This window comes from Halopseudomonas oceani (assembly GCF_963677335.1).
GTDB classification, from domain to species: domain Bacteria; phylum Pseudomonadota; class Gammaproteobacteria; order Pseudomonadales; family Pseudomonadaceae; genus Halopseudomonas; species Halopseudomonas oceani.
Genome location: NZ_OY781932.1, coordinates 348,060 through 370,181 on the forward strand (window position 1 = coordinate 348,060; position 22,122 = coordinate 370,181).

The 22,122-nt window shown below is 62.0% G+C and carries 20 protein-coding genes; 11 read left to right on the top strand and 9 right to left on the bottom strand.

Annotation, left to right across the window (positions count from 1 at the left end; genetic code table 11):
* Nucleotides 1-3: 3 nt before the first annotated feature.
* Nucleotides 4-1,233 carry a nucleoside recognition domain-containing protein gene (locus tag ACKPCU_RS01570; protein WP_104739129.1) on the top strand — a complete coding sequence of 410 codons (1,230 nt, stop codon included), beginning with the start codon at nt 4-6 and terminating at the stop codon, nt 1,231-1,233.
* 136 nt (nt 1,234-1,369) lie between these two features.
* Nucleotides 1,370-2,710 (top strand): ribonuclease J, encoded by a 1,341-nt coding sequence (locus ACKPCU_RS01575; RefSeq protein WP_321349329.1) that lies wholly within the window; start codon nt 1,370-1,372, stop codon nt 2,708-2,710.
* Here ACKPCU_RS01575 and ACKPCU_RS01580 read toward each other — a convergent pair.
* The 3 genes from ACKPCU_RS01580 to ACKPCU_RS01590 form a co-directional block, all read right to left on the bottom strand.
* Nucleotides 2,701-4,119: an MATE family efflux transporter gene (locus ACKPCU_RS01580; protein ID WP_321349331.1), complete on the bottom strand. Its 1,419-nt coding sequence runs from the start codon at nt 4,117-4,119 to the stop codon at nt 2,701-2,703. The genes ACKPCU_RS01575 and ACKPCU_RS01580 overlap by 10 nt on opposite strands.
* A 121-nt stretch (nt 4,120-4,240) precedes the next feature.
* Complete coding sequence (locus ACKPCU_RS01585; RefSeq protein ID WP_321349333.1) at nt 4,241-5,545, bottom strand: NAD(P)/FAD-dependent oxidoreductase; 1,305 nt, start codon at nt 5,543-5,545, stop codon at nt 4,241-4,243.
* 102 nt (nt 5,546-5,647) lie between these two features.
* Entirely contained in the window at nt 5,648-6,142 is a 495-nt protein-coding gene (locus tag ACKPCU_RS01590) for an Lrp/AsnC ligand binding domain-containing protein (RefSeq protein WP_104739133.1), read from the bottom strand.
* Nucleotides 6,143-6,285: 143 nt separating this feature from the next.
* On the opposite strand from ACKPCU_RS01590, the gene ACKPCU_RS01595 reads away from it, so the two are divergent.
* The 5 genes from ACKPCU_RS01595 to ACKPCU_RS01615 all read left to right on the top strand — a co-directional run bounded on the left by ACKPCU_RS01595 (nt 6,286) and on the right by ACKPCU_RS01615 (nt 10,980).
* On the top strand, nt 6,286-7,587 hold the full coding sequence (locus ACKPCU_RS01595) for a D-amino acid dehydrogenase (protein ID WP_104739134.1): 1,302 nt from the start codon (nt 6,286-6,288) through the stop codon (nt 7,585-7,587).
* Nucleotides 7,562-7,918, top strand: a complete 357-nt coding sequence (locus ACKPCU_RS01600; protein ID WP_104739135.1) for a RidA family protein — start codon at nt 7,562-7,564, stop codon at nt 7,916-7,918. The genes ACKPCU_RS01595 and ACKPCU_RS01600 overlap by 26 nt, the downstream gene beginning before the upstream one ends.
* A gap of 102 nt (nt 7,919-8,020) precedes the next feature.
* On the top strand, nt 8,021-9,091 hold the full coding sequence (gene alr / locus ACKPCU_RS01605) for an alanine racemase (protein ID WP_104739136.1): 1,071 nt from the start codon (nt 8,021-8,023) through the stop codon (nt 9,089-9,091).
* 104 nt (nt 9,092-9,195) lie between these two features.
* Nucleotides 9,196-9,744 (top strand): cupin domain-containing protein, encoded by a 549-nt coding sequence (locus ACKPCU_RS01610; RefSeq protein ID WP_104739137.1) that lies wholly within the window; start codon nt 9,196-9,198, stop codon nt 9,742-9,744.
* 264 nt (nt 9,745-10,008) lie between these two features.
* A complete protein-coding gene (locus ACKPCU_RS01615; protein WP_321349340.1) occupies nt 10,009-10,980 on the top strand; it encodes an IS110 family RNA-guided transposase in 972 nt (323 codons plus the stop codon).
* Between the two features lie 50 nt (nt 10,981-11,030).
* Here the strand turns inward: ACKPCU_RS01615 and ACKPCU_RS01620 are convergent, their stop codons facing one another.
* The 3 genes from ACKPCU_RS01620 to ACKPCU_RS01630 all read right to left on the bottom strand — a co-directional run bounded on the left by ACKPCU_RS01620 (nt 11,031) and on the right by ACKPCU_RS01630 (nt 16,993).
* Entirely contained in the window at nt 11,031-12,419 is a 1,389-nt protein-coding gene (locus ACKPCU_RS01620; RefSeq protein ID WP_321349342.1) for an efflux transporter outer membrane subunit, read from the bottom strand.
* The gene (locus ACKPCU_RS01625) at nt 12,412-15,582 is read right to left on the bottom strand and encodes an efflux RND transporter permease subunit (RefSeq protein WP_321349344.1); all 3,171 of its coding nucleotides are present in this window, start codon (nt 15,580-15,582) and stop codon (nt 12,412-12,414) included. The genes ACKPCU_RS01620 and ACKPCU_RS01625 overlap by 8 nt, the downstream gene beginning before the upstream one ends.
* 241 nt (nt 15,583-15,823) lie before the next feature.
* Nucleotides 15,824-16,993 (bottom strand): efflux RND transporter periplasmic adaptor subunit, encoded by a 1,170-nt coding sequence (locus ACKPCU_RS01630; RefSeq protein WP_321349346.1) that lies wholly within the window; start codon nt 16,991-16,993, stop codon nt 15,824-15,826.
* Between the two features lie 384 nt (nt 16,994-17,377).
* Between ACKPCU_RS01630 and ACKPCU_RS01635 the strand changes: the two genes are divergently transcribed.
* The gene (locus ACKPCU_RS01635) at nt 17,378-18,334 is read left to right on the top strand and encodes an AraC family transcriptional regulator (RefSeq protein ID WP_104739141.1); all 957 of its coding nucleotides are present in this window, start codon (nt 17,378-17,380) and stop codon (nt 18,332-18,334) included.
* A gap of 14 nt (nt 18,335-18,348) precedes the next feature.
* Here the strand turns inward: ACKPCU_RS01635 and ACKPCU_RS01640 are convergent, their stop codons facing one another.
* Nucleotides 18,349-18,846, bottom strand: coding sequence for a DUF4136 domain-containing protein (locus ACKPCU_RS01640; RefSeq protein WP_321349349.1), 498 nt, complete (start codon nt 18,844-18,846; stop codon nt 18,349-18,351).
* A 365-nt stretch (nt 18,847-19,211) separates the two neighbouring features.
* Between ACKPCU_RS01640 and ACKPCU_RS01645 the strand changes: the two genes are divergently transcribed.
* The 3 genes from ACKPCU_RS01645 (at nt 19,212) to ACKPCU_RS01655 (ending at nt 20,809) form a co-directional block, all read left to right on the top strand.
* On the top strand, nt 19,212-20,042 hold the full coding sequence (locus tag ACKPCU_RS01645) for a BON domain-containing protein (RefSeq protein WP_321349351.1): 831 nt from the start codon (nt 19,212-19,214) through the stop codon (nt 20,040-20,042).
* Nucleotides 20,043-20,113: 71 nt separating this feature from the next.
* The gene (locus tag ACKPCU_RS01650) at nt 20,114-20,545 is read left to right on the top strand and encodes a ferritin-like domain-containing protein (RefSeq protein ID WP_104739144.1); all 432 of its coding nucleotides are present in this window, start codon (nt 20,114-20,116) and stop codon (nt 20,543-20,545) included.
* A 99-nt stretch (nt 20,546-20,644) separates the two neighbouring features.
* On the top strand, nt 20,645-20,809 hold the full coding sequence (locus tag ACKPCU_RS01655) for a DUF1328 domain-containing protein (RefSeq protein ID WP_321349354.1): 165 nt from the start codon (nt 20,645-20,647) through the stop codon (nt 20,807-20,809).
* A gap of 162 nt (nt 20,810-20,971) precedes the next feature.
* Here ACKPCU_RS01655 and ACKPCU_RS01660 read toward each other — a convergent pair whose 3' ends face one another.
* Both ACKPCU_RS01660 and ACKPCU_RS01665 read right to left on the bottom strand, forming a co-directional pair.
* Nucleotides 20,972-21,388 carry a PaaI family thioesterase gene (locus tag ACKPCU_RS01660; protein WP_104739146.1) on the bottom strand — a complete coding sequence of 139 codons (417 nt, stop codon included), beginning with the start codon at nt 21,386-21,388 and terminating at the stop codon, nt 20,972-20,974.
* Between the two features lie 113 nt (nt 21,389-21,501).
* Nucleotides 21,502-22,086 carry a TetR/AcrR family transcriptional regulator gene (locus tag ACKPCU_RS01665; protein ID WP_321349357.1) on the bottom strand — a complete coding sequence of 195 codons (585 nt, stop codon included), beginning with the start codon at nt 22,084-22,086 and terminating at the stop codon, nt 21,502-21,504.
* Nucleotides 22,087-22,122: the final 36 nt, after the last annotated feature.

Genomic DNA, 22,122 nt, shown 5'->3' on the forward strand with positions numbered 1-22,122 from the left:
TGCATGCTCAACTGGATCTGGCTCGGCTTCTTCCTCAGCGCCTTCGCCGCCGCACTCTGGCAATGGCTGGGCCTGGGCGACGCAGAGGTCTTCAGTCGCCTGGTCACGGCGCTGTTCGACATGGCCCGGCTAAGTGTGGAAATCGTGCTGGTGCTGGTCGGCACCATGACCCTGTGGCTCGGCTTTCTCAACATTGCCGAGCGGGCAGGGCTCATCAACCAGCTGGCACGCCTGCTCGCCCCACTGTTTAGGCGTCTGATGCCCGAGGTGCCGAGCGGCCATCCCGCGCTCGGTCACATCACCATGAACTTCGCTGCCAACGTACTCGGGCTGGACAACGCAGCTACCCCGATCGGCATCAAGGCGATGCACTCACTGCAGAGCCTGAACCCAAGCAAGGACACCGCCAGCAACGCGCAAATCCTGTTTATGGTGCTCAACACCTCGTCGCTCACGTTGCTACCGATCACTGTGTTCATGTACCGCGCCCAGCAAGGCGCCAGTGACCCCACCGAGGTGTTTCTACCTATTCTGCTGGCTACCAGCGCGTCCAGCCTGGTCGGCCTGCTCAGCGTTGCGCTGATGCAGCGCCTGAAACTCTGGGACCCGGTGGTGCTGGCGTATCTTGCCAGCGGTGCCGCTGCACTCGGCCTGCTGCTGACCACACTGGCGGGCCTGTCGGCCGAAGCACTGGCCGCGACGTCAACGCTGGTTGGCAATCTCACCCTGTTCGGTATTGTCATCGCCTTTCTGCTGATCGCCGCGCTGCGCAAGGTCAACGTCTACGACAGCTTTATCGAAGGCGCCAAACAGGGCTTCGAGGTCACCATCTCACTGCTGCCGTTCCTGGTCGCCATGCTGGTAGCAGTCGGCGTACTGCGCGCCAGCGGGGTGCTCGACGCGATACTCGACGGCATTCGCTGGCTGGCGGAAGGGCTTGGCTGGGACACCCGCTTTATCGACGCGCTACCGACGGCGTTCATCAAGCCACTGTCGGGCAGCGGCTCCCGGGCCATGATGATCGAGACCATGAATACCTTCGGCGTAGATAGCTTCCCGGCCCAGCTGGCCGCCACCTTCCAGGCCAGTACCGAGACGACCTTCTACGTACTCGCTGTCTATTTCGGCGCGATCGGTATCAGTCGCGTGCGCCACGCCCTCGGCTGCGCCCTGCTGGCCGACCTCGCCGGTATGCTCACGGCGATTGGGGTGTGTTATTGGTTTTTTGGCTAAAGCCAGCTCCAAGCCTCAAGCAGACCGAGCTTAGCTGTTCACAGCACAGCAACAATCCGGCCTCCTATGCTAACCTCTTGCTCTACACCCATCCGCTTGTGGCTTGAAGCTTGCCGCTTGTAGCTGAGAGACCTGCATGCCCGCCCCACGCTTTGACCAACTCCACCGCCAACCCGGCCCCTGGTTTGTGGCCCTCGGCGGCGCAGGCATGTTCGGGGCCAATTTTTACCTGTACGGCTCGGGCGGTGAGTGGATTGCGGTGGATTGTGGCTTTGCGCTGAACCCCACGCCTAGCGGGCGAAACAGCGTGTCAGTGCCCAGCCTGGCGGCACTGGAGCGACACGACATAAAGCTGTCGGCACTGCTGATTACCCACGGCCACGAAGACCACATCGGTGCCATCCCGCATCTATGGCGTGCGCTGGACTGCCCGATCTACGCCAGTCCGTTTGCCGCTCAACTGATTCGCGCCAAGCTCGATCCGGGCCTGACCTGGCCGCGCCTGCAGGAAATCCGCCCGCTGGAGCCCATCGGCATCGGTGCCTTTCAGGCCGAGTGGATTCCGGTCACCCACTCGATCCCCGAATCGCACGCGATCGTGCTGGAGGTTGCCGGCAAGCGCCTCTACCACAGCGGCGACTGGAAGCTGGACAACCACCCGGTGGTCGGCGAGCTGACCGCCCAGGCCCGATTGCAGCAACTGGGCCGTGCCGGCGTTGATGTGATCATTGGCGATTCGACCAACGCCTCGGTGCCCGGCGCCAGCCGCTCCGAAGCCGCGGTGCAGAATGGCCTGCAGGACGCTATTCGGCCCTGCCGTCAGCGCGTCATCGTCACCTGCTTTGCCAGCAACCTGGCACGCCTGCACAGCTTGGCCGACATCGCCTTCGACTGCGGTCGTTATGCCGCGCTGCTGGGGCGCAGCCTGACGCACATGCACAGCATCGGTCGTGCCCAGGGCTATCTGCCCGGTCGCCCGGGGTTTATCGGCCCCTGGGAGCTGGGTCACCTGCCACGTGAACAGCAACTCTGGGTCTGCACCGGCAGCCAGGGTGAACCAGGCGCAGCGCTCGGCCGGCTGGCCGCCGGCAGCCATCCGCAACTGAGCCTGGAGGCGGGTGACACGGTGATTTTTTCCTCACGCCTGATCCCAGGCAACGAGGTGGCACTGGAACGTATCAAGCAGGGGTTGAAAGAGCAGGGCGTCGAGCTGATCGATGACGACATGCAGCCCGATGTGCACGCCTCCGGACACCCGCCACAGGACGACCTGCGCCAGCTCTACGGCTGGCTGAAAGCGCGCCACCTGCTACCGGTGCACGGCGAGCGCTACCACCAGCAGGCCCACATGGCGCTGGGTCGTGAACTGGGGCTAGGCGGACTGGTCCCCGCCAACGGCGACCTGATCGACCTGAGCGGACACCCGGCCAAGGTCGCAGAGCTGCCGCACGGTTTGGTGGATATCGATCAGCGTTGACCCCTGCGCCACCACCAGCGCAGGTCCCTCGCTGCCAACGACCTGGTAAAGGCGCCGCCATGCCAGACCGCCAGCAGCATAACCACGCCATACACCACCATGCCGAGCGCCAGCATGGCAAACACCGCTTCAAGACGGTCTGTCAGTTGCAGCAATAACCAGCCACCAACCAGCGCGATACACAAGCGAATGAAGCCTGCGATCAACGGCCACAGCAGCCTCCCGCTACCCTGCGAAGCAAAGTACAACGCCAGGCCCAGACCAAACAGGCCGTAACATGGCCCGACCATGCGCAGATAGACCGCACCGACCTCCAGTGCCTGCGGGTCGGCGGTGAACAACCGTAACCATGCCGTCGGCCAGAAAGCGGCACTCAACCCGATGCACTCTGTAGCGACAAAAGCCACCAAGCCGCCAGTCAACGCAATGTGCAAGGCCCGCCGGTGCTGTCCGGCCCCCAGATTGGTGCCCACCAAGACGACCAGCGGCGCCCCGATGCCGAATGCCAGGGGTACCAGCACATATTCCAGTCGCACCCCGGTACCAAAGCCGGCAACGGCCTCCACGCCTGCACTGGCGGCAACCAGCGCGGTCGCACCGGCAATCAGCACGTTGGTCTGCAGCGTTGAAACCGACGATAGCAGCCCGACGCCAAGAATGCTGCGCACATGCTGCCAGCGCAAAGGGCCCGGACCCAGCCGCACCACGCTGCGCCCGGACAGGAGATACCAGAACATGATCGCCGCCCCCGTCAGCGCATATAGCACCATGGCCGCACCACCGCCGACGATGCCCAGTCCCGGTAACGGCCCAAGCCCAAAGATCAGCAGCGGTGACAGGGGAATCAGCAGCACGACCCCAAAGCAGGTCACCAGCGCCGGAAACAGCATATTGCCGGTGCCACGTATGACGCTGGCCAGGCCGTTCATCAACCACAGCGCCAGCATGCCGGCAAAGACCACATCCGAGTAGGCCAGCGCGGCCTCCAGTGCTGCACCCTCACCACCCAGCAGCCGATACAGCGGCTCTCCGAAGCACAGGAACAGCGCAGAAAACAGCACGCCGATCCCGCCATTGATCAGCAGCGCGTGGCGAGCCAGCGCATTGGCATCTTCACGACGTCCCCCGCCCAATGCCCGTGCAATGGCGGAGGAGATGCCACCCCCCAAGGCACCGGCCGACATCATCTGCATCAGCATCACACCGGGAAATACCAACGCCATCCCGGCCAGCGCATCAGTACCCAGTCTGGCCACCCACCAGGTCTCAATCAGGCCGGTGGATGCCTGCGCGCACATGATCAATACGTTGGGCCAGGCGAGCGTCAACAACAACGGCAGAATGGGTGCCTGCAACAGACGTGTGGTACGCGCGGCGGGCGCACCCGATACCGGGGAGGTTGAGGTCATGCAGCTGCTCCTGGGTGAGCAGCTAATTAAATGTCAAACACCATATAAAGTAAATATGCTAGTCAACATATAACTAAACTGCGTTCACGTCCGGACTAACCCGGCGCGCGAACCCGTGTTGCTAGAACAGTTCTTTGGTGCGCTCCCAGAGCATGCCCATCGCCAGCAGCGGGGCGCGGAAGCGCTGGCCGCCCGGGAACGCCATATGCGGCACCTTGGCGAAAATATCGAAGCCGTTACTGGCCCGCGCCGCAATGGCCTCGGCCAGCAAACGCGCGGCCAAGTGGGTCGCGTTGACCCCATGACCAGAGTAGGCCTGGGCGTAGAACACATTCGGCTGATCATCAAGACGACCGATCTGCGGCAGACGATTGGCGCCGATACCGATCATGCCACCCCACTGATACTCGATCTTCACATCCGCCAGCTGCGGAAATACCTTGAGCATCTTCGGCCGCATATAGGCTGCAATATCCGCCGGATCGCGGCCCGAATAATGACAGGCGCCGCCGAACAGCAGGCGGTGATCGGCGGAAAGACGGTAGTAATCCAGCGCCACCCGCTGATCACACAACGCCATGTTCTGCGGTATCAGACTACGCGCGCGCTCCTCGCCCAACGGCTCGGTGGCAATCACATAGCTGCCGGCCGGAATCACCGTACCGCCCAGCTTCGGGTTAAGCTGGCCCATGTAGGCATTGCAGCCCAGCACCAGCTGTTTCGCCCGCACCCGGCCGGTTGCCGTATGCACGGTCAGGGTGTCGCCGTAGTCGATGCGGGTAACCGGGGAGTGCTCGAACAGGCGGGCGCCCAGCTGACGCGCTGCTGCGGCCTCACCGAGCACCAGATTGAGCGGGTGCAGATGGCCGGAGCCCATGTCGGTCATGCCGCCGATGTAGCGGTCGGAGCCGACCACGGTGTGCAGCTGCGCATGTTCGATGACGCTCATCTCGTGACGATAGCCCAGCGATTTGAGCTCTTCGCGATCAGCCAGAAAGCCCTCCATATGCGCCGGTTTGTTGGCCAGATCGCAATAGCCCATGGTCAGATCACAGTCGATATTGAAGCGCGCCACCCGCTCAGTGACGATCTCGACGGCCTCAATGCCCATCAGTTTGAGGTTGCGCACACCGTCCGCGCCAATCTGCTTCTCAAAGCGGTCAACATCGTGACCAACGCCGCGAATCAGTTGCCCACCATTACGACCGCTGGCACCCCAACCAATCTGATGCCCTTCCAGCAACACCACCGACAAGCCGCGCTCAGCCAGCTCCAACGCCGTGTTGACGCCGGTAAAACCGCCGCCAACGATGCAGACATCAGCCTGCTCTTCCCCCTGCAAGACCGGCAACCCGAGCTGCTGGTTGGCAGTTGCCGCGTAATAGGAGGGTGCGTGCTCGTGAGTATGGGTTGAACTGCGCAGCATGAGGTTGTCCGTTTGCGGTCGTTTTCGTTTGAAATCGTGAAACTTCGTAAATAAAAATTGACGCCCAGCATAACCAGATCGCAGCAGCCGGACAATCCCGCGTCAATCCGCGTCGGGAATCGGCAGCGCCAGGGTTTCCTTCAGCTCTTCCATCACGATATAGCTCTTTGACTCGCGAACCCCCGGCAGGCGCAACAGGATGTCACCAAGCAGCTTGCGGTAGGAGGCCATCTCGGAAATTCGGGCCTTGATCAGGTAATCGAAGTCGCCGGACACCAGATGGCATTCCAGCACATGCGGCAACTTGGTCGCAGCCCGACGGAAGTCGTCAAAGATGTCGGCCGACTTGGAGTAGAGACTGATCTCCACGAACACCAGCAGGTTCGCCTGTAGCTTGTGCGGGTTGAGCCGGGCACCATAACCGAGGATGAACTTCTCCCGCTCCAGCCGTTTCACCCGCTCCATACAGGGCGTGGTAGAGAGCCCCACACGCTCGCCCAGCTCCACATAGGACATCCGCCCTTCTTCCTGAAGCAGCTGCAGGATATGGCGGTCGATCCGATCCAGCTCGCGGCTGGAGGCCTTTCTTGTTTTCATAAAATCCCCCTAAAAAGAAAACCAACAAGAGAATCTTACTCTGCAATACGTAAAATAAACGAAAAATCAGACCAGATCACTTGCCATAGAATAGCAATATCGCCCAAGGGCAAATTCACAGAATCTTTTCCGGGAGCAACAGCATGCAGGTTCTCATCCTCGGTAGTGGCGTCATCGGCGTTACCAGCGCCTGGTATCTGGCCCGCGCCGGCCATCAGGTCACCGTGGTTGATCGCCAGCCGGGCGCCGGTCTGGAAACCAGCTTTGGCAACGCTGGCATGATCTCCCCCGGCTACTCCGCCCCGTGGGCTGCACCGGGCGTGCCGTTCAAGGCCGTCAAATGGATGCTGGCCAAGCACCCCCCGCTGTCCATCCGCCCAACCAGCGACCCGCACCAGTACCGCTGGATGGTACAGATGCTGGCCAACTGCACCGAAGCCCGTTACGCAGTCAACAAGGAGCGCATGATGCGCCTGGCTGAGTACAGCCGTGACTGCCTGATGGATCTGCGCAGCGACAGCGGTGTCGATTACGAACACCGTGAGCAGGGCACCCTGCAGGTATTCCGCACCCAGAAGCAGATGGATGCCGCGGCCCCGGACATCGCCGTACTCGAACGTTGTGGCGTGCCCTATGAAGTCCTCGACCGTGAGGGCTGCGTACGTGTCGAACCTGGTCTGGCCGCCAGCGCGGACAAGATTGTCGGCGGCCTGCGTCTGCCGAACGATGAAACCGGCGACTGCCACCTGTTCACCACCCGCCTCGCGGCCAAGGCTGCCGAGTTGGGCGTTGAATTCCGCTACAACTGCGCCATTGACGAACTGCTGAGCGACGGCACCCAGATTAACGGCGTGCGCCTGGAATGCGGCGAAGTGCTGACTGCCGACCGTTATGTGCTGGCCCTCGGCAGCTACTCGCCGAAACTGGCCCGCCCAATCGGCTTTGACCTGCCGATCTACCCGGTCAAGGGCTACTCGCTGACCCTGCCGGTGGCTGACGACGCCATGGCGCCGGTTTCAACCATCATGGACGAAACCTACAAGGTTGCCGTGACCCGCTTCGCCGATCGTATCCGCGTCGGCGGCATGGCCGAGCTGACCGGCTTTGACGACACCCTGAAAGAAAAGCGTCGTGCAACACTGGAGATGGTTGTGTCCGACCTGTTCCCGCAGGGCGGCAAGGTTGCCGAAGCCACCTTCTGGACCGGCTTCCGGCCGATGACCCCGGACGGCACGCCGATCATCGGCGCCAGCCGCCTGCGTAACCTGTACTTCAACACCGGTCACGGCACCCTGGGCTGGACCATGTCCTGCGGCTCGAGCAAACTGCTGGCCGACCTGCTGTCCGGCGAAAAGCCCGCGCTCAATGCCGGCGACTACAGCTTTGACCGTTACTCCAACCACAAGGAACACCCGCACCATGGCCATCCAGCGTCTGCACACTAACCACCGCATGAGCCAGATCGTGATTCACCAGAACACGGTCTACCTTGCCGGTCAGGTGGCCGCCGATGACGACCTTGCCAAGGACGCCGCCGAGCAGACCCGCAGCACCCTGCAAGAAATTGAAAAGCTGCTGGCCGAGGCCGGTACCGACAAGACCAACATCCTGTCGGTGACCATTTACCTGAAGGACATCGACGCCGACTTTGAAGCCATGAACAGCGTCTGGGATCAATGGTTGCCGGCTGGCACCGCGCCCGCCCGCGCGACGGTTGAAGCCAAGCTGTGCGAGCCGGAAATTCTGGTCGAGATGTCGGTGGTTGCGGCACTGTAATGCTGTTTTACCCTCTCAGTTGTCGTCCCCACGCAATCGGCGACCTCTGATATTCTGACGGGGCACATTGCCCCGTCTTTTTTTATTCAAGATTCCTTGCCCATGCGCCCAGCCCAAGCACTGATCGATCTGTCTGCCCTGCGTCACAACTATCAACTGGCCAAATCACTGTCCGGGCGCCAGGCGCTGGCGGTGGTCAAGGCCAACGCCTACGGCCATGGTGCCGTACACTGCGCCGAGGCGCTGCAGGCCGATGCCGATGGCTTCGCCGTCGCCTGCATCGAGGAGGCTCTGGAACTGCGCGCCGCTGGCATTCGCGGCCCGATCCTGCTGCTCGAAGGCTGGTTTGAGGCCGATGAGCTGCCGCTACTGGCCGAGCATGACCTGTGGGCGGTGCTGCACCACGATGTCCAGCTGCAGCAGCTGGAAGCGGCCAACCTCAACCGCCCACTGCATATCTGGCTGAAGCTCGACAGCGGCATGCACCGTGTTGGTTTCAGCCCGGATGAGTACGCCACCATTTGGCGCCGCTTGGCCGCACTGCCACAGGTTGCCAGCCTGACCAAAATCACCCACTTCTCCCGTGCCGACGAGCCCGACACCGGCCGCACCGAACAACAGCTGGCAACCTTTGCCGCCGCCACCGCCGGCCTCGACGGTCCGGCCAGCCTGTGCAACTCGCCCGGCATTCTCGCCTGGCCGCAGGCCCACAACGACTGGCTGCGCCCCGGCATCATGCTCTATGGCGCAACCCCGTTCGAGTTCGAACAGGAACACGCCGCCAAGCTACGTCCGGTGATGCAACTGACCTCGCGCATCATCGCCGTGCGCGACCTTCCGGCGGGCGAGCCAATCGGCTACGGCTCACGCTTCATCACCACCCGACCAACCCGCGTCGGCGTGGTTGCCATGGGCTATGCCGACGGTTATCCGCGCCACGCCAAAGACGGCACCCCGGTGTTGGTCGATGGCCAACGCAGCCGCCTGATCGGCCGGGTGTCGATGGACATGCTGACCGTCGAACTGACCGACCTGCCCGGCAGCGGCCTCGGCAGCAGTGTCACCCTCTGGGGTGATGGCCTGAACGCCAGTGAAGTGGCAAGCTGGGCCGACAGCATTCCCTACCAGCTGTTCTGCAACCTGAACCGGGTACCCCGTCACTATCGTGGCTAAGTAGATTGCACGGCTGTTGAAAATTCTGAACAGCCATGCAATTATCCCCCGTCAAATGACGCCCTCGCGGCGTCCTGTCCACCATTCCCCGGAGGAATCAGCCATTGGACGTGGGTGCTCGTCTCAAAACCATTCGCAAACTCAAAGGTTTATCGCAGCGTGAACTGGCCAAGCGGGCCGGCGTCACCAACAGCACTATTTCCATGATCGAGAAAAACAGCGTCAGCCCCTCGGTCAGCTCGCTGAAAAAAGTCCTCTCCGGAATCCCCATGTCACTGGTCGACTTCTTCTCGCTGGAACTGGAAGAAGACACCCAGCGCAAGGTGATCTACCGCGCCGATGAACTGCTCGACATCGGCTCCAACGAAGTCACCATGAAGCTGGTTGGCAAGGGGCATCCCAACCGTGCCTTCTCCTTCCTCAACGAGACCTACCCGCCGGGCTCCGACACCGGTCCGGAAATGCTCAACCACGAAGGTGAAGAAGCCGGCACCGTGGTCAGTGGCCAGCTGGAAGTGACCGTTGGCAGTGAGATCTATGTGCTGGAAACCGGCGACAGCTACTACTTCGACAGCAACCAGCCGCACCGCTTCCGCAATCCGTTCGACGAGCCCTGCGTGCTGATCAGCGCGACGACACCGGCGAACTTCTAAGCCCCCTCGGGCACAGCATGCTGTGCCCCTTGTATGTTGACTGTGGTTCCTGTGACCATGGTCCCCGACTGATCATCGGGCGGCAGGTGACAGGCCGGTGTGCCCCTGAAGCCTCAAGAGCTTGGTTCGTAGATGGGCCGTCACCTGCCAACACACTCAGACAGTTCGAACGGTATCTGGTGCCGGTGCTGAGCGCCTGAGCACGTATTCGCAAGGTAGAACAGAGTGTGGTGACGATCGCCTGTCAACAGAGCCGGAGGCCCCATGACCTGCGTTATCGGAATCGACATTGCCAAGCACACCTTCGACATCGCCAAGCCGCTGGAGCGCGATAAATACCGCACCAAAGCCAAACTGGCGAACTCCCCCGAAGGCTTCAAGCAATTTGACCAATGGTTAGAGAAGCATGCTGAGCCACATTGCTGGGTGCTGATGGAGGCAACGAGCGTGTACCACGAAGCGCTGGCGACGCATCTGCATCAGCAGGGCTATCAGGTCTGTGTTATCAACCCTGCACGCATCGCCAAATATGCGCAAAGCGAGCTGCGCCGGGTTAAAACCGACAAGACCGACGCCAAATTGATCGCCCGCTACGCACAGCGCCATCTGGAAGAACTGCGTCCTTGGGAGCCCGAGCCAGAGAGCATCCGTCAGCTACGCGGCCTGGTGCGTCGGCTTGCCGACCTGAAGGAGTTGGCGCAGATGGAGCGCAACCGTCTGGACGTTAGCGCAGAATCAGCCCAAGCCTCTATCCGTATTCATCTGGAGCACTTGGACGGCCAGATCGCCTTAATCAACACCGCTATCAACGACCACATCGACAATGACCCGGACCTACGAGAGCAAAAGCGGCTAATGAAGAGCATTGATGGTGTCAGTGATGGCACCACCGCCACACTGCTGGCAGAGCTGGGCAGCCCCCTCCGATTCGACAGCGCAAGGCAGCTGGCAGCGTTCTGTGGTCTGACTCCGCGTTTGCAGGAATCTGGGGTATACCGAGGCAAGTCGACCATCTCGCGCACCGGATCAGGCCGATTGCGCGCAGCGCTATACATGCCAGCGCTGTCGGCGATGGCCTACAACCCGGTCATCAAAGCGATGAAAGTGAGGCTGGCTGAACGCGGTAAAGCTGGTCGGTTGGCCGTCTGCGCGGCCATGCGTAAGCTGCTGCACATCATCTACGGCATACTGAAATCAGGTCAGCCGTTCGACCCGATCAGAGCACTTGCACGCTGATCGGGAAGACGGTATCTACGCAGAAGTAGGGCCTCGCCACCGCTGTAGGGTCACGGCGGCGCACCGGCCAGCGAGCGGTAGACGCTGACCATGGCGGTCGCTGTCTCGATCCGGCTCTGCACCAGATCACTGCGCACAGCGGTCAGTTGCTGCTCGGCATCCAGCACTTCAAAGTACTCGATATAGCCCTGCTCATAACGCAGCCGCGCCTGATCCACAGCGGCCTGGGCGGCTTCGCTGGAGGCCTGCAGCCAGCGGCTGCGCTCCCGGGCATGGCGGTAACGCACCAAGCCGTTTTCGGTTTCTTCCAGCGCCAGCAACACGGTCTGCTGGTATTGCGCCAGCCGCTCGGCACCAGTGGCGTCTGCCGCGGCGATGCGTGCCCGCACACCTTCCACATCAAGGAATGTCCAGTCGATGCCCAGGGTCACCGCGCGTGATTCCGCCCCGGCACTGAACAGATCACCACCGCTGCCGGCCACCGAGCCAAGCAGCGCACCCAGGGTAAAGCGCGGGAACAGATCCGCGGTTGCCACGCCTACTCTGGCGGTTGCGGCGGCCAGCCGGCGTTCGGCCGCCTGAATGTCCGGGCGACGCCGCAAGACCTCGGCCGGCGTACCAACCGGGATGCGCGCTCGCATGGCTGGCAAGGCCTGGGTTCCAGACAGCTGCACGTTCAATGCCGACGGCGGTTGCCCGGTCAGCACCGCCAGCCGGTGCAGACTCAGCTGCACGTCGGCCTGACGCTGCGGCACCACAGCGCGCAGGGCGTCCAGCTGCGCCTGCGCCCGTACCCGGTCAAACTCGGTGCCGCGGCCAGCCTCCAGCCTGGCACTGACGATATCCAGCGATGCCTGCTGCAGCTCGACGTTTTGCTCGGCCACCGCCAGCAGTTGCTGTTGACCACGTAAGGTGAAGTAGCCACTGGCGACCTGACCGGCAATCGCTACCTGCAGCGCCTGCAGATCCGCCGCACTGGCCTGCAGATCCGCTTCGCCGGCCTCCACCGCCCGTTGCAGGCGACCATAAAAGTCCGGCTCCCAGCTGGCCACCGCGCCGAGCGAGTATTGCTCAACCCGTTCGCGGTTCGGGTCACTGCGCTCGACCTCGGCGAGGTGCTGCTCACCAGCGCTGCCCTGCAGGGTCACGCTGGGCCAGCGGTCCCGGCGAGCCCCGCGCAGCAGCGCTTCGGCGCCCTGATAACGTGCCAGCAGGGTTTGCAGATCCAGGTTCTGGGCCAACGCCCGATCGATCAGCGCCGACAACTGCGGGTCACCGAAGCCGGACCAGAAGCGCTTCTCGCTATCCTGGCTTTGGTCGGCGAGGGCATCGGCCTGGCTGAAGCCAGCCAGCGGCACCGACTCCGGCGCCGTGTAGTCAGGCCCGACCGCACAGGCCGTCAGCATCACACTGAGGGCCAGAGGTAACAGCTTATGCATGATTTTTTTCCTCCGCGAGCGCTGTCGGCTCAACGGCAAGCGAGGTGCCGGCCAGTTTGCGCAGCGCAACATAGAACACCGGCGTCAGCAGCAGCCCGAACAGGGTCACACCGAGCATGCCGGTAAAGACGGTAATACCCATGGCGTTGCGCACTTCACTGCCAGCACCGCTGGCCAGCACCAGCGGCAGAACGCCGGCGATAAACGCCACTGAGGTCATGATGATCGGACGCAGACGCAGGCGGCTGGCCTCCAATGCGGCCTTGACGGTCTCGACACCTTCCATTTCCAGCTCACGGGCAAACTCGACAATCAGGATGGCGTTCTTGCAGGCCAGCCCCATCAGCACCACCAGACCGACCTGAACGAAGATGTTGGCGTCACCACCAGTCCACCAGACCCCGAGCATCGCCGCCAGCAGACACATGGGTACGATCAGGATCACCGCCAGCGGCATCACCCAGCTCTCGTACAGCGCAGCCAGCACCAGGAATACCAGCAGCAACGCGACCGGGAACACCACCAGCGCGGCGCTGCCCTGATTGACCTGCTGGAAGCTCAGATCGGTCCACTGAATCTGCATGCCGGGCGGCAACGCCTTGGCTGCAACCGCAGCGACCGTATCCAGCGTCTCGGTGGACGACAGCATGGCCGGATCAGACTGGCCGATCAGGTCCGCCGCCGGGTAGCCGTTGTAACGGATCACCGGGTCCGGGCCAAAGCTCGGCTTCAGGCTGACCATGGTGTTGAGCGGCACCATCTCGCCGGCGGCGTTGCGCACGTAGAGGCTGTCCAGGTCACTCGGCTCATCGCGGAACGGCGCATCAGCCTGAGCACGCACCTGATAGGTTCGGCCAAACAGGTTGAAGTCGTTGATGTATTGCGCGCCGAAATACAGCTGCAGGGTGCCGAACAGCTCGTCCAGGCGCACGCCCTGTGCCTTGGCCTGCAGGCGATCCACCTCGGCGTCCAGCTGCGGCACGTTGGCCTGATAGGAGGTAATCGGGAAGCCCAGCCCCGGCGTCTGACTCAGCGCCATCGCCAGACTGTCGGTGGCTTGCTGCAGGGCGCCATAGCCATCGCCGCGACGGTCCTGAATGTACAGCGAGTAACCGGACCCGGCGCCCAGACCAAATACCGGCGGCGGCATAAAGGAGATGGCAAAGCCCTCCTTGAGTTCGCCCAGCTTGGCATTGATGTCATCGGCGATTTCCAGCGCGGTACGATCACGCACGTCAAAGTCGTCAAACAGAATGAACACAGTGCCGACGTTCGGCGTGTTGGTGCCCTGCAGCGCGTTGAAGCCGACAAACGCCGCCGCGTGCGACACGCCTTCGGTTTCCATCGCCAGATCACTGACCCGACGCGCCAGCGCTTCGGTGCGGTCCAGCGTTGCCCCTTCCGGCAGACGGATGCTGCCAATCAGGTAGGTTTTGTCCTGGGTCGGAATAAAGCCGCCCGGCACCTGACGGAACATCACCACGGTGGTTGCCAGCAGCACCAGATAGACCACAAACACCATGCCGCGACGGCCCAGACTGCGGCCCACCAGCCGCTCGTAACGCTCGGCGTTGCGCTGGAAGAAGCGGTTGAACGGGCGGAACAGCCAGCCGAAGCTGCGGTTGATCACCCGGGTTGGCAGGTCCGGCTCGGCGCCATGCGGCTTGAGCAGGGTGGCGGCCAGTGCCGGCGACAGGGTCAGCGAGTTGATCGCCGAGATCACCGTGGTAATGGCGATGGTCACCGCGAACTGGCGGTAGAACTGACCGGTGATGCCGTCCAGAAACGCCATTGGCACAAACACTGCGCAGAGCACCAGACTGATCGCCACAATCGGGCCACTGACCTCACGCATCGCCTGATGCGCCGCCGCCAGCGGCGCCAGCCCCTGTTCAATATTGCGCTCGACGTTCTCGACCACCACGATGGCGTCGTCCACCACAATGCCGATCGCCAGCACCATGGCGAACAGGGTCAGGGTGTTGATCGAAAAGCCGAGCATCAGCAGCACGGCAAAGCTGCCGACAATCGACACCGGCACTGCCAGCAACGGAATCAGCGAGGCGCGCCAGGTCTGCAGGAACAGAATCACCACCAGCACCACCAGTGCTACCGCTTCAAGCAGGGTCTGGATCACCGAGCTGATCGAGGTGCTGACAAACACGGTCGGGTCGTAGGCCACTTCCCAGCTCAGGCCAGCCGGGAAGTCTTCGGCCAGCTCGTTCATCTTGGCGCGCACCGCGGCAGACACATCCAGCGCGTTGGAGCCCGGCGCCTGAAAGATCGGCAGCGCCACGGCCTGACGGCCATTAAGCAGCGCACGCAGCGAATCCTCCTGCGCCGCCAGCTCGATACGCGCCACGTCACGCAGGCGGGTAATCTGCCCGTCGTCACCGGTCTTCAGCACGATGTCACCAAAGGCTTCGGTGCTGTCCAGACGCCCCTTGGCGTTGATGGAGATCAGCAGGTCGGAGTTGTTCGGCATCGGCGGTGCGCCGATCTGGCCAGCTGACACCTGCACGTTCTGCTCCTGCACCGCGGCGACGATGTCGCTGGCACTGACGCCCAGCGACGCTGCCCGCTGCGGGTCGATCCATAGGCGCATGGCGTAGTCACCGGCGCCGAACAGACCCGCCTGGCCGACACCCGGAATCCGCGCCAGCTCGTCACGGATATGCAGCACCGCGTAGTTGCGAATGTAGGTGGCATCCAGACTGTCATCCGGCGAGATCAGGTGCACCGCCATCATCAGGTTGGGCGACTGCTTCTGGGTGGTGACACCGAGGCGGCGCACGTCTTCCGGCAGCCGTGGCAGCGCCTGCGAGACCCGGTTCTGCACCTGCACCTGGGCCTGATCCGGGTCGGTGCCCAGGGCGAAGGTCACTGTCAGCGCCAGACTGCCGTCGCTGCCGGCCACCGACTTCATGTAGATCATGTCTTCCACGCCGTTGATGGCTTCCTCCAGCGGGGTGGCGACGGTTTCCGAAATGGTCTTGGGGTTGGCACCCGGATAGCTCGCACTGACCAGCACGCTGGGCGGCACGACCTCCGGGTACTCGCTGACCGGCAGCATCGGGATGCTGATCAGGCCAACCACGAAAATGATGATCGACAGCACCGAGGCAAAGATCGGACGGTCGACAAAGAAACGTGAAATATTCACGGCAATACGCTCCCTTGGCGTGCTCCACAGAGCACGCCCCAGCAAAATATGGATAGAGGTAAATCAGTTCAAAACCGAATGGCACACACCCGTGCCGTCATACTTGCCTTCGCGCGGTTGGCGCTTTTGCACCGTCATCCCCGCGAAGGCGGGGACCCATAACCCGAGCCACCGAGAAGCCTGGATTCGCGCCTTCGCGGAAATGACGTACAACCCGCAACTCAAGTAGATGCCACTAGCATCAGAACGCCGTCTGCAACGCGACCTCTTTGCTGACCGGTTGACTGCGGTCCATCGCCACCAGCTGCGGCGCGACCTCAATACCCGGAAAGAGAATCTTTTGCACGCCGTTGACCACCACCCGGTCACCCGACTGCAGGCCACCGCTGATTACCAGCAGGCCATCCACCCGGCGGCCGGTTTCAACAAAGCGGCGGGTCGCCCGGTTCTGCCCATCCAGCACATAGACATAACGGCGATCCTGATCGGTCAACACCGCCTTCTGGTCAATCAGAATGGCCTGGCGGGCAGCTGCGACCGGCATCTGCACTCGAGCAAACTGCCCCGGCCGGAACAGCCCTTCGGGATTGGCTATGACCGCCCGGTACTGCAGGGTGCCGGTACTGGCGTTGAACTGGTTGTCGACGAAGTCGAGCTGCCCCTGATAGGGATAGTCCTGACCACTACCCAGACCCAGGCGCACCGGAATCGAGGACGCACCACCGTGCGGGTTGTCCTCAACAGTTTGCTGATCACTCTCGAAGTAGACATACAACGGGTCGACCGAGACCAGCGTTGCCAGCAGCGTCGCATCGGCCGTCGCCAGGTTGCCGCGGGTAATTTCCGCACGGCCCATGCGCCCGGAGACTGGCGCCTTGACCTCGGTGTAGGCCAGATCCAGTTCGGCGTTGTCCTGTGCGGCTTCAGCCGACGCCAGCGCCGCCTGCGCCATGCTGCGTGCGGCGCTGCGTTGCTCCATCTCCTCGCGGGAAATGGCACGCCGCTCCCACAGCTGCTCGGCCCGCCGGGCCTCACGCGCCGCCAGCGTCACCTGACTGCGGGCCCGGGCAACTTCTGCGCGCGCCATCTGCAGACGCGCCTGATAGGGCCGCTGGTCGATCACGAACAGCACGTCACCCTGCTTGACCAGTTCGCCTTCCTCGAAGGCAACCTTGTCGATATAACCACTGACCCGCGCGCGCAGCGCCACGGTTTCCGGTGCCGCCATGCGGCCGGTAAAGCTGTCCCAGAGGGTGACATCGCGCGGCTGCGCCACCGCAATATCGACCTCCGGTGCGGGCATCATCTGGTTGTTGGTCTGATCGCCGCTGGCGTCGCAGCCAGCCAGCAGCAGCAACAGCGCGGCGGTCGCGCCGGCACGGGCAAAGCCATTAAAAGCATGCGTATTCATAAGATCCATCGCTCCCTGTGGTATGGGCAATATTTGGCAGGCATAAAAGGGATCCCCGCGCGCCGAGAGGCACGCCGGTTGGTGAGGGGGATCGGGTATGGCGTGAACGATACGTGGCGAACGCCACATTCAGGTAGCTTGGTCCTGCGCAAAGATTGCCTAATTCTGTGAATCAGCAGAATCCGGCAATCGCCTAAACCTGCCTATAGAAGTGGCACGGCAACCAGAAACGGCACCATAAGGAAACAAAACAAGCCTTGCAGCACAGGGCTTTGCGCAATCCTGCAAGCTTATTGCCTTATCCTGCAATTGCCGAAAGACTGTCATCTGGTTATGAATTGATCTGCGTATACTGTCGCGAAACTCCGAAAGAGGCCATTGACCATGACTAACGTATGCTCTCAGCCACCCAGCCTTGATCTACCCATGTGCCGCCAGTTGGCCGACCTGGTGGGCGAGCATGCAGTCAACGAAGGGATCAATGAAACGCGCATTCCCGGACTTGAGGTCTACCGTACCGACCAGCCGACCAGCTTCAATTCGGCCGTCTACGAACCTGCGCTCTGCGTCATTGCTCAAGGCAGCAAGACCGTTCAGTTGGGCGACAAGGAGATCCTGTACGGGCCACTGACCTATATGATTTCGGCGGTCGAGTTGCCGGTCGGCGGTTGCGTCATTGACGCAACCCCAAGCGCACCTTACCTGGCGGTCAAGCTGTCACTTAACCAGCAGGAGATCGCCGAGCTGGTACTGGAACTGGGCGATGAACTGCCACCACTGGACCAGCAACGGGACTGCCCGGCAGCGTCTTGCGGGCTATGCGTGGCACCGCTGGATACCGGCATTCTGCAGGCCATGACTCGACTGGTGGCGCTGCTGTCATCACCGACTGATTCGCGCATTCTGGCGCCACTGGTGCGCCGCGAGATCATCTACCGCGCGCTGCTGGGCGAGATGGGCTGGCGCCTGCGCGACTTTGCCGCCACCGATACCCAGGCCCATCGCATCTCGAAGGTCATTGCCGTACTCAAGGACCGCTTTGCCGAACCGCTGCGGGTGCGTGAACTGGCCGAGGACGTGAACATGAGTGAGTCGACCCTGTTTCATACCTTCAAACAGGTCACCCGCATGTCACCGGTGCAGTTCCAGAAGAAGCTGCGCTTACACGAAGCACGGCGTTTGATGCTGACCGAGGGGCTGGAAGCGGCAACGGCCAGCTATCGCGTAGGCTATGAAAGCCCCTCACACTTCAGCCGTGAATACCGCCGCATGTTCGGCGCGCCGCCGCGCGCCGATGTCACCAAGCTGCGTGGCGACCAGCCCATGGTCGCCACACTGTAAACAGCCGCAGCAGGCTAGTAGGGCGGGTAGCTGGACAATATCTTGTTGACCAGTCGAGAGACCTGTTCATCCCGCTTGCTTGGCGTTAGCGCCCGATCACTCAGGCGCTCACTTTCGCTGCCACGCCAGAGCAAGCGGCCGGTGTCGCCATCGAGCAGATCAATCTGCAACGTCAACTCACGGTAGTCCACCGGATACGTCTGGATCGCCGGGCCACCCCAGAAGCCGCCCCAGCCGGTGCCCCAGTAGCCACCGAAACTGGTACTGACGTTCTCCTGCCGGTTCTCCACCAGCACATAACTTCTGACCTTCAAGTCTGGGCTGTTACCTGCCAGTACCGGGCGCAGGCCGCGGGCATCAAGCTGATCAGCTACCGCCTGTTCAATCCGCGCGGCGGTCAGTTCGCTGCTCACGCGGGGGTCATCCTGCGGGCGAAACTCAACCCGCGGTTCAGCCCACTGCCAGGTCTGGTCGCCGGCAAAGTCATGACTGACATCGTAATCTGGTTTCACTGCGGCCCCCTGACAGGCCGCCAGCGACAGCAATAAAGGCAGAACAAGTATTCGAGCACGCATGGCTACAGACTCCGCTGAAAGGTGAAAAGACCGCAATGGCTGGCTGCAAATCGGCCGTGCCAGTGCAACGGCAGACCTTTTACTCAGCCTACCCAAGATGGACAACGAAATCGCTTGCAAATTGCACGACGAAAAATCTCCCGTCGTGCAAAGCGCATGTCATGGCGCTGCGCCAGATTTTCGTAAGCCACTGTTTTTTATTGAAAAAATAATCAATCAAAAACTGGCACAGGCCGTGCAACGTCACTGTCAACGGTCGACGAAAAGGACCGCCGATGGAAACGATCACAGGAGAGACACCCATGAACAAGCTGAAAACAATCGCCCTCGCCACTGCCACCGCCAGCCTGATGAGCATGATGCCGCTGGCCGCCCACGCCGCCGATGGTGATCTGACCGAAGCACGTCAGGAGGGCTCGATCTGGACCGCTATCGCGCTCAACCGTCACCTGAACCCCTTCACCATCGACGTCGACGTCGAAAGCGGCGTTGCCACGCTGAGCGGTGAGGTCGAAAGCGACGTTGATCGCGACCTCGCTGAGCAAGTCGCCAAGAGCATTGAAGGCGTCGAGCAAGTGGACAACCAACTGACCGTCAACCCGGATGCCAAGCGCAAGGAACAGGCCGCCGGTACATCGAGCCTGTCGCAGAGCTTCAGCAACGCAACCACGACAGCCAGCATCAAGTCCAAGCTGCTGTGGAACAGCAACACCGAAGGCCTGGATATTGACGTCACCACCAACAACGGCGTGGTTACCCTGACCGGTACCGCCCAGTCGGACGCCGCCAAAGACCTCGCCGGCATGCTCGCGAAAGACACCGACGGTGTGCACCGCGTCGATAACCAGATTCAGGTCAGTGCTGACGCCAGCGCCGCAGCCAAGGCGCAAAACGCTGCCGATGAAGCCGGCGAGACCATCAGCGACGCCTGGATCACCAGCAAGGTCAAATCCAGCTTCCTGCTGAGCAGCAACCTCAGCGGCATGGATATCTCGGTTGACACCAACGATGGCGTCGTCACCCTCAGCGGTACCGTAATGACCGACGAAGAGAAGGATCTCGCCGTCAATACCGCCAAGAACATTCGCGGTGTCAAAGACGTTACTGCAGACAACCTGCAGACCGCCAACTGATCACCAGGCGCCAGCCTTACCCTGGCTGGCGCCCGGATCTGTCACATACACCCACGAGACGGAGAACGATCATGAGCAATACAGCCACACAACTGAACGAACTGATCGAAATTACCCGCGACGGCAAACGTTTCTATGAGCATGCCCGCGATGAGGTCAAGAGCGGCGAGCTCAAAACCCTGTTCAGCAACATGTCACAGGCCAAAAGCAATGTGATCATTGCGCTGGAGAAGCGCGTTGCCGCCAACCAGGAAACACCCGCCAGCGGCGGCACGCTCACTGGCAAGGTTCGCCAGGTGTACGCCGACACCCGTGCGGCACTGTCGAGCGACGAAGAAGCGACCTACATCGCCCAGCTGGAAGAGGCCGAGGATCGTATTCTGCACGCGTTCGAAGACGCCATGGAAACCAAGGACCCAGACCTGCGCGCCGACCTGGTGGCAGAAATGCCGAAAGTCCGCGCCTGCCATGACCTGATGCGGGACCTGAAAAAAGCACAATAACCAACAGGCCGGGGTGACAATGATGTCGCCCCGGCAATGTCCAGAACCTGTCGCGCATGAAGCCGTAGCGCTCGGGGTCTGCTGAAAAGGAGAACGACCATGCTTAGCTGGGCTATTACATTCCTGATCATCGCTATCATCGCCGCGGTTCTCGGCTTTGGTGGTATCGCTGGCGCCGCGACCGGGATCGCCAAGATTCTGTTCCTGGTATTCCTGGTGCTGTTCGTCGTGTCCTTCTTTATCGGACGCCGACCCAAAATGTAGCCATGCGCCACAGCTCATACCAACACCCGCCCTGTGCGGGTGTTGGTGTATCAGGCCCCTCGTTCTCACCAACGCAGCACCCGTCAGCGATTGAATACCGCCAGGTTGGAAATCCCGTTGAGCCGTGCGGGCAGTGAATTAGTGTTCGCCATCGATAACCTCCTACCGCCCAGGCATGACCTTGAATACACCGCTCGCTCGAGCGCAGATCTCACCATCGGCCAATACCAGCGCCTCGGCAAAACACAGGCTGCGGCCGGTTTTACGCGCCGTGGCCCGGACCTCAAGCCACTGGTCACACTGCGCGCTGCCCAGAAAGTCCACCGACAGACTGACCGTCACCAAGCCACCAACATCGTTTAACTGGCGCGCACAGCTCAGTCCCATGGCGTTATCCGCCAATGCCGAGATCAGGCCACCGTGCACGAAACCACGGCTGTTGCTGTGAGCAGAGCCGGCGCGCAATCCCAGACTCAGGCCATCGGGACGTTCCATTGCATACAACGGCTCCCAGGGGGCGGTCAGACCGCTGCGCCGGGTGTGAGGTAAGAATCCCTCAGGAATATCTGAACCGGACATGACACTGCCCCTACTGCGGAATGATGTAGACCAGTCTATATAATTACGCAGTCCGTACCACTTTTTCTCTAGCTCATAGACACGCTGAATGACCAGCGCAAAGCGCGCGTACTTTAATGTCCGCCAGTGCGCAGCCGGATCAGCGCCATCATCTCTTCAGCTGTTTCGGCAATCGGCGTCTTATTGCCCGCGACTCGCGCCAGCAGCAAGGCGCCTTCCAGACTGGCAATCACTGCCTGCGCCAGCCGCCGCGCGCCTTCACCATCCAGGCCATCGCGCTGCAACGCCGCAGCGAGAACCACGCACCACTCGCCGAATACCGCTCGCCCGGCGGCGGTCACCGCTGAGGAGGCGGGTACGGTTTCCAGCATCGTGGTCGCAATCGGGCAGCCGTCGCGAAAGTCGGAAGCGGCCATCCAGCCAGCCAGCCGCTCGGCATAGGCCCGCAGCAGCGCGCAGGTATCCGGCGTGGCCTCAGCGATCTGCGCGAGCGTTTTGCGGCCCTGCTCACCCGCCCAGCGCACCGCTGCCTCACCCAGCTCCTCCTTGCCGCCCGGGAAGTAGTGGTACAACGAGCCCTTCGGCGCACCACTCTCACGCAGAATGTCGTTAAGACCGGTGGCGGCATAGCCACGCTGGCGAAACAGCTTGGCGGCCGCCTGAATGAGATGTTCCCGATGTTTGGCCGCAGCGGGCATGACAGGAGTCCTGGAGCAGAGAATGGTAGTCGGCAG

Excerpts from the sequence above, each read along its gene's own strand:
- ACKPCU_RS01600 (WP_104739135.1), top strand. The coding sequence starts at position 7,562 with ATGGCCATCCAGCGTCTGCACACTAACCACCGCATGAGCCAGATCGTG.
- ACKPCU_RS01650 (WP_104739144.1), top strand. The coding sequence starts at position 20,114 with ATGAGCAATACAGCCACACAACTGAACGAACTGATCGAAATTACCCGC.
- ACKPCU_RS01665 (WP_321349357.1), bottom strand. The coding sequence starts at position 22,086 with ATGCCCGCTGCGGCCAAACATCGGGAACATCTCATTCAGGCGGCCGCC.
- ACKPCU_RS01615 (WP_321349340.1), top strand. The coding sequence starts at position 10,009 with ATGACCTGCGTTATCGGAATCGACATTGCCAAGCACACCTTCGACATC.
- ACKPCU_RS01630 (WP_321349346.1), bottom strand. The coding sequence starts at position 16,993 with ATGAATACGCATGCTTTTAATGGCTTTGCCCGTGCCGGCGCGACCGCC.
- ACKPCU_RS01655 (WP_321349354.1), top strand. The coding sequence starts at position 20,645 with ATGCTTAGCTGGGCTATTACATTCCTGATCATCGCTATCATCGCCGCG.
- ACKPCU_RS01660 (WP_104739146.1), bottom strand. The coding sequence starts at position 21,388 with ATGTCCGGTTCAGATATTCCTGAGGGATTCTTACCTCACACCCGGCGC.
- ACKPCU_RS01620 (WP_321349342.1), bottom strand. The coding sequence starts at position 12,419 with ATGCATAAGCTGTTACCTCTGGCCCTCAGTGTGATGCTGACGGCCTGT.
- ACKPCU_RS01590 (WP_104739133.1), bottom strand. The coding sequence starts at position 6,142 with ATGAAAACAAGAAAGGCCTCCAGCCGCGAGCTGGATCGGATCGACCGC.
- ACKPCU_RS01585 (WP_321349333.1), bottom strand. The coding sequence starts at position 5,545 with ATGCTGCGCAGTTCAACCCATACTCACGAGCACGCACCCTCCTATTAC.
- ACKPCU_RS01575 (WP_321349329.1), top strand. The coding sequence starts at position 1,370 with ATGCCCGCCCCACGCTTTGACCAACTCCACCGCCAACCCGGCCCCTGG.
- ACKPCU_RS01635 (WP_104739141.1), top strand. The coding sequence starts at position 17,378 with ATGACTAACGTATGCTCTCAGCCACCCAGCCTTGATCTACCCATGTGC.
- ACKPCU_RS01570 (WP_104739129.1), top strand. The coding sequence starts at position 4 with ATGCTCAACTGGATCTGGCTCGGCTTCTTCCTCAGCGCCTTCGCCGCC.
- ACKPCU_RS01645 (WP_321349351.1), top strand. The coding sequence starts at position 19,212 with ATGAACAAGCTGAAAACAATCGCCCTCGCCACTGCCACCGCCAGCCTG.
- ACKPCU_RS01595 (WP_104739134.1), top strand. The coding sequence starts at position 6,286 with ATGCAGGTTCTCATCCTCGGTAGTGGCGTCATCGGCGTTACCAGCGCC.
- ACKPCU_RS01580 (WP_321349331.1), bottom strand. The coding sequence starts at position 4,119 with ATGACCTCAACCTCCCCGGTATCGGGTGCGCCCGCCGCGCGTACCACA.
- alr (WP_104739136.1), top strand. The coding sequence starts at position 8,021 with ATGCGCCCAGCCCAAGCACTGATCGATCTGTCTGCCCTGCGTCACAAC.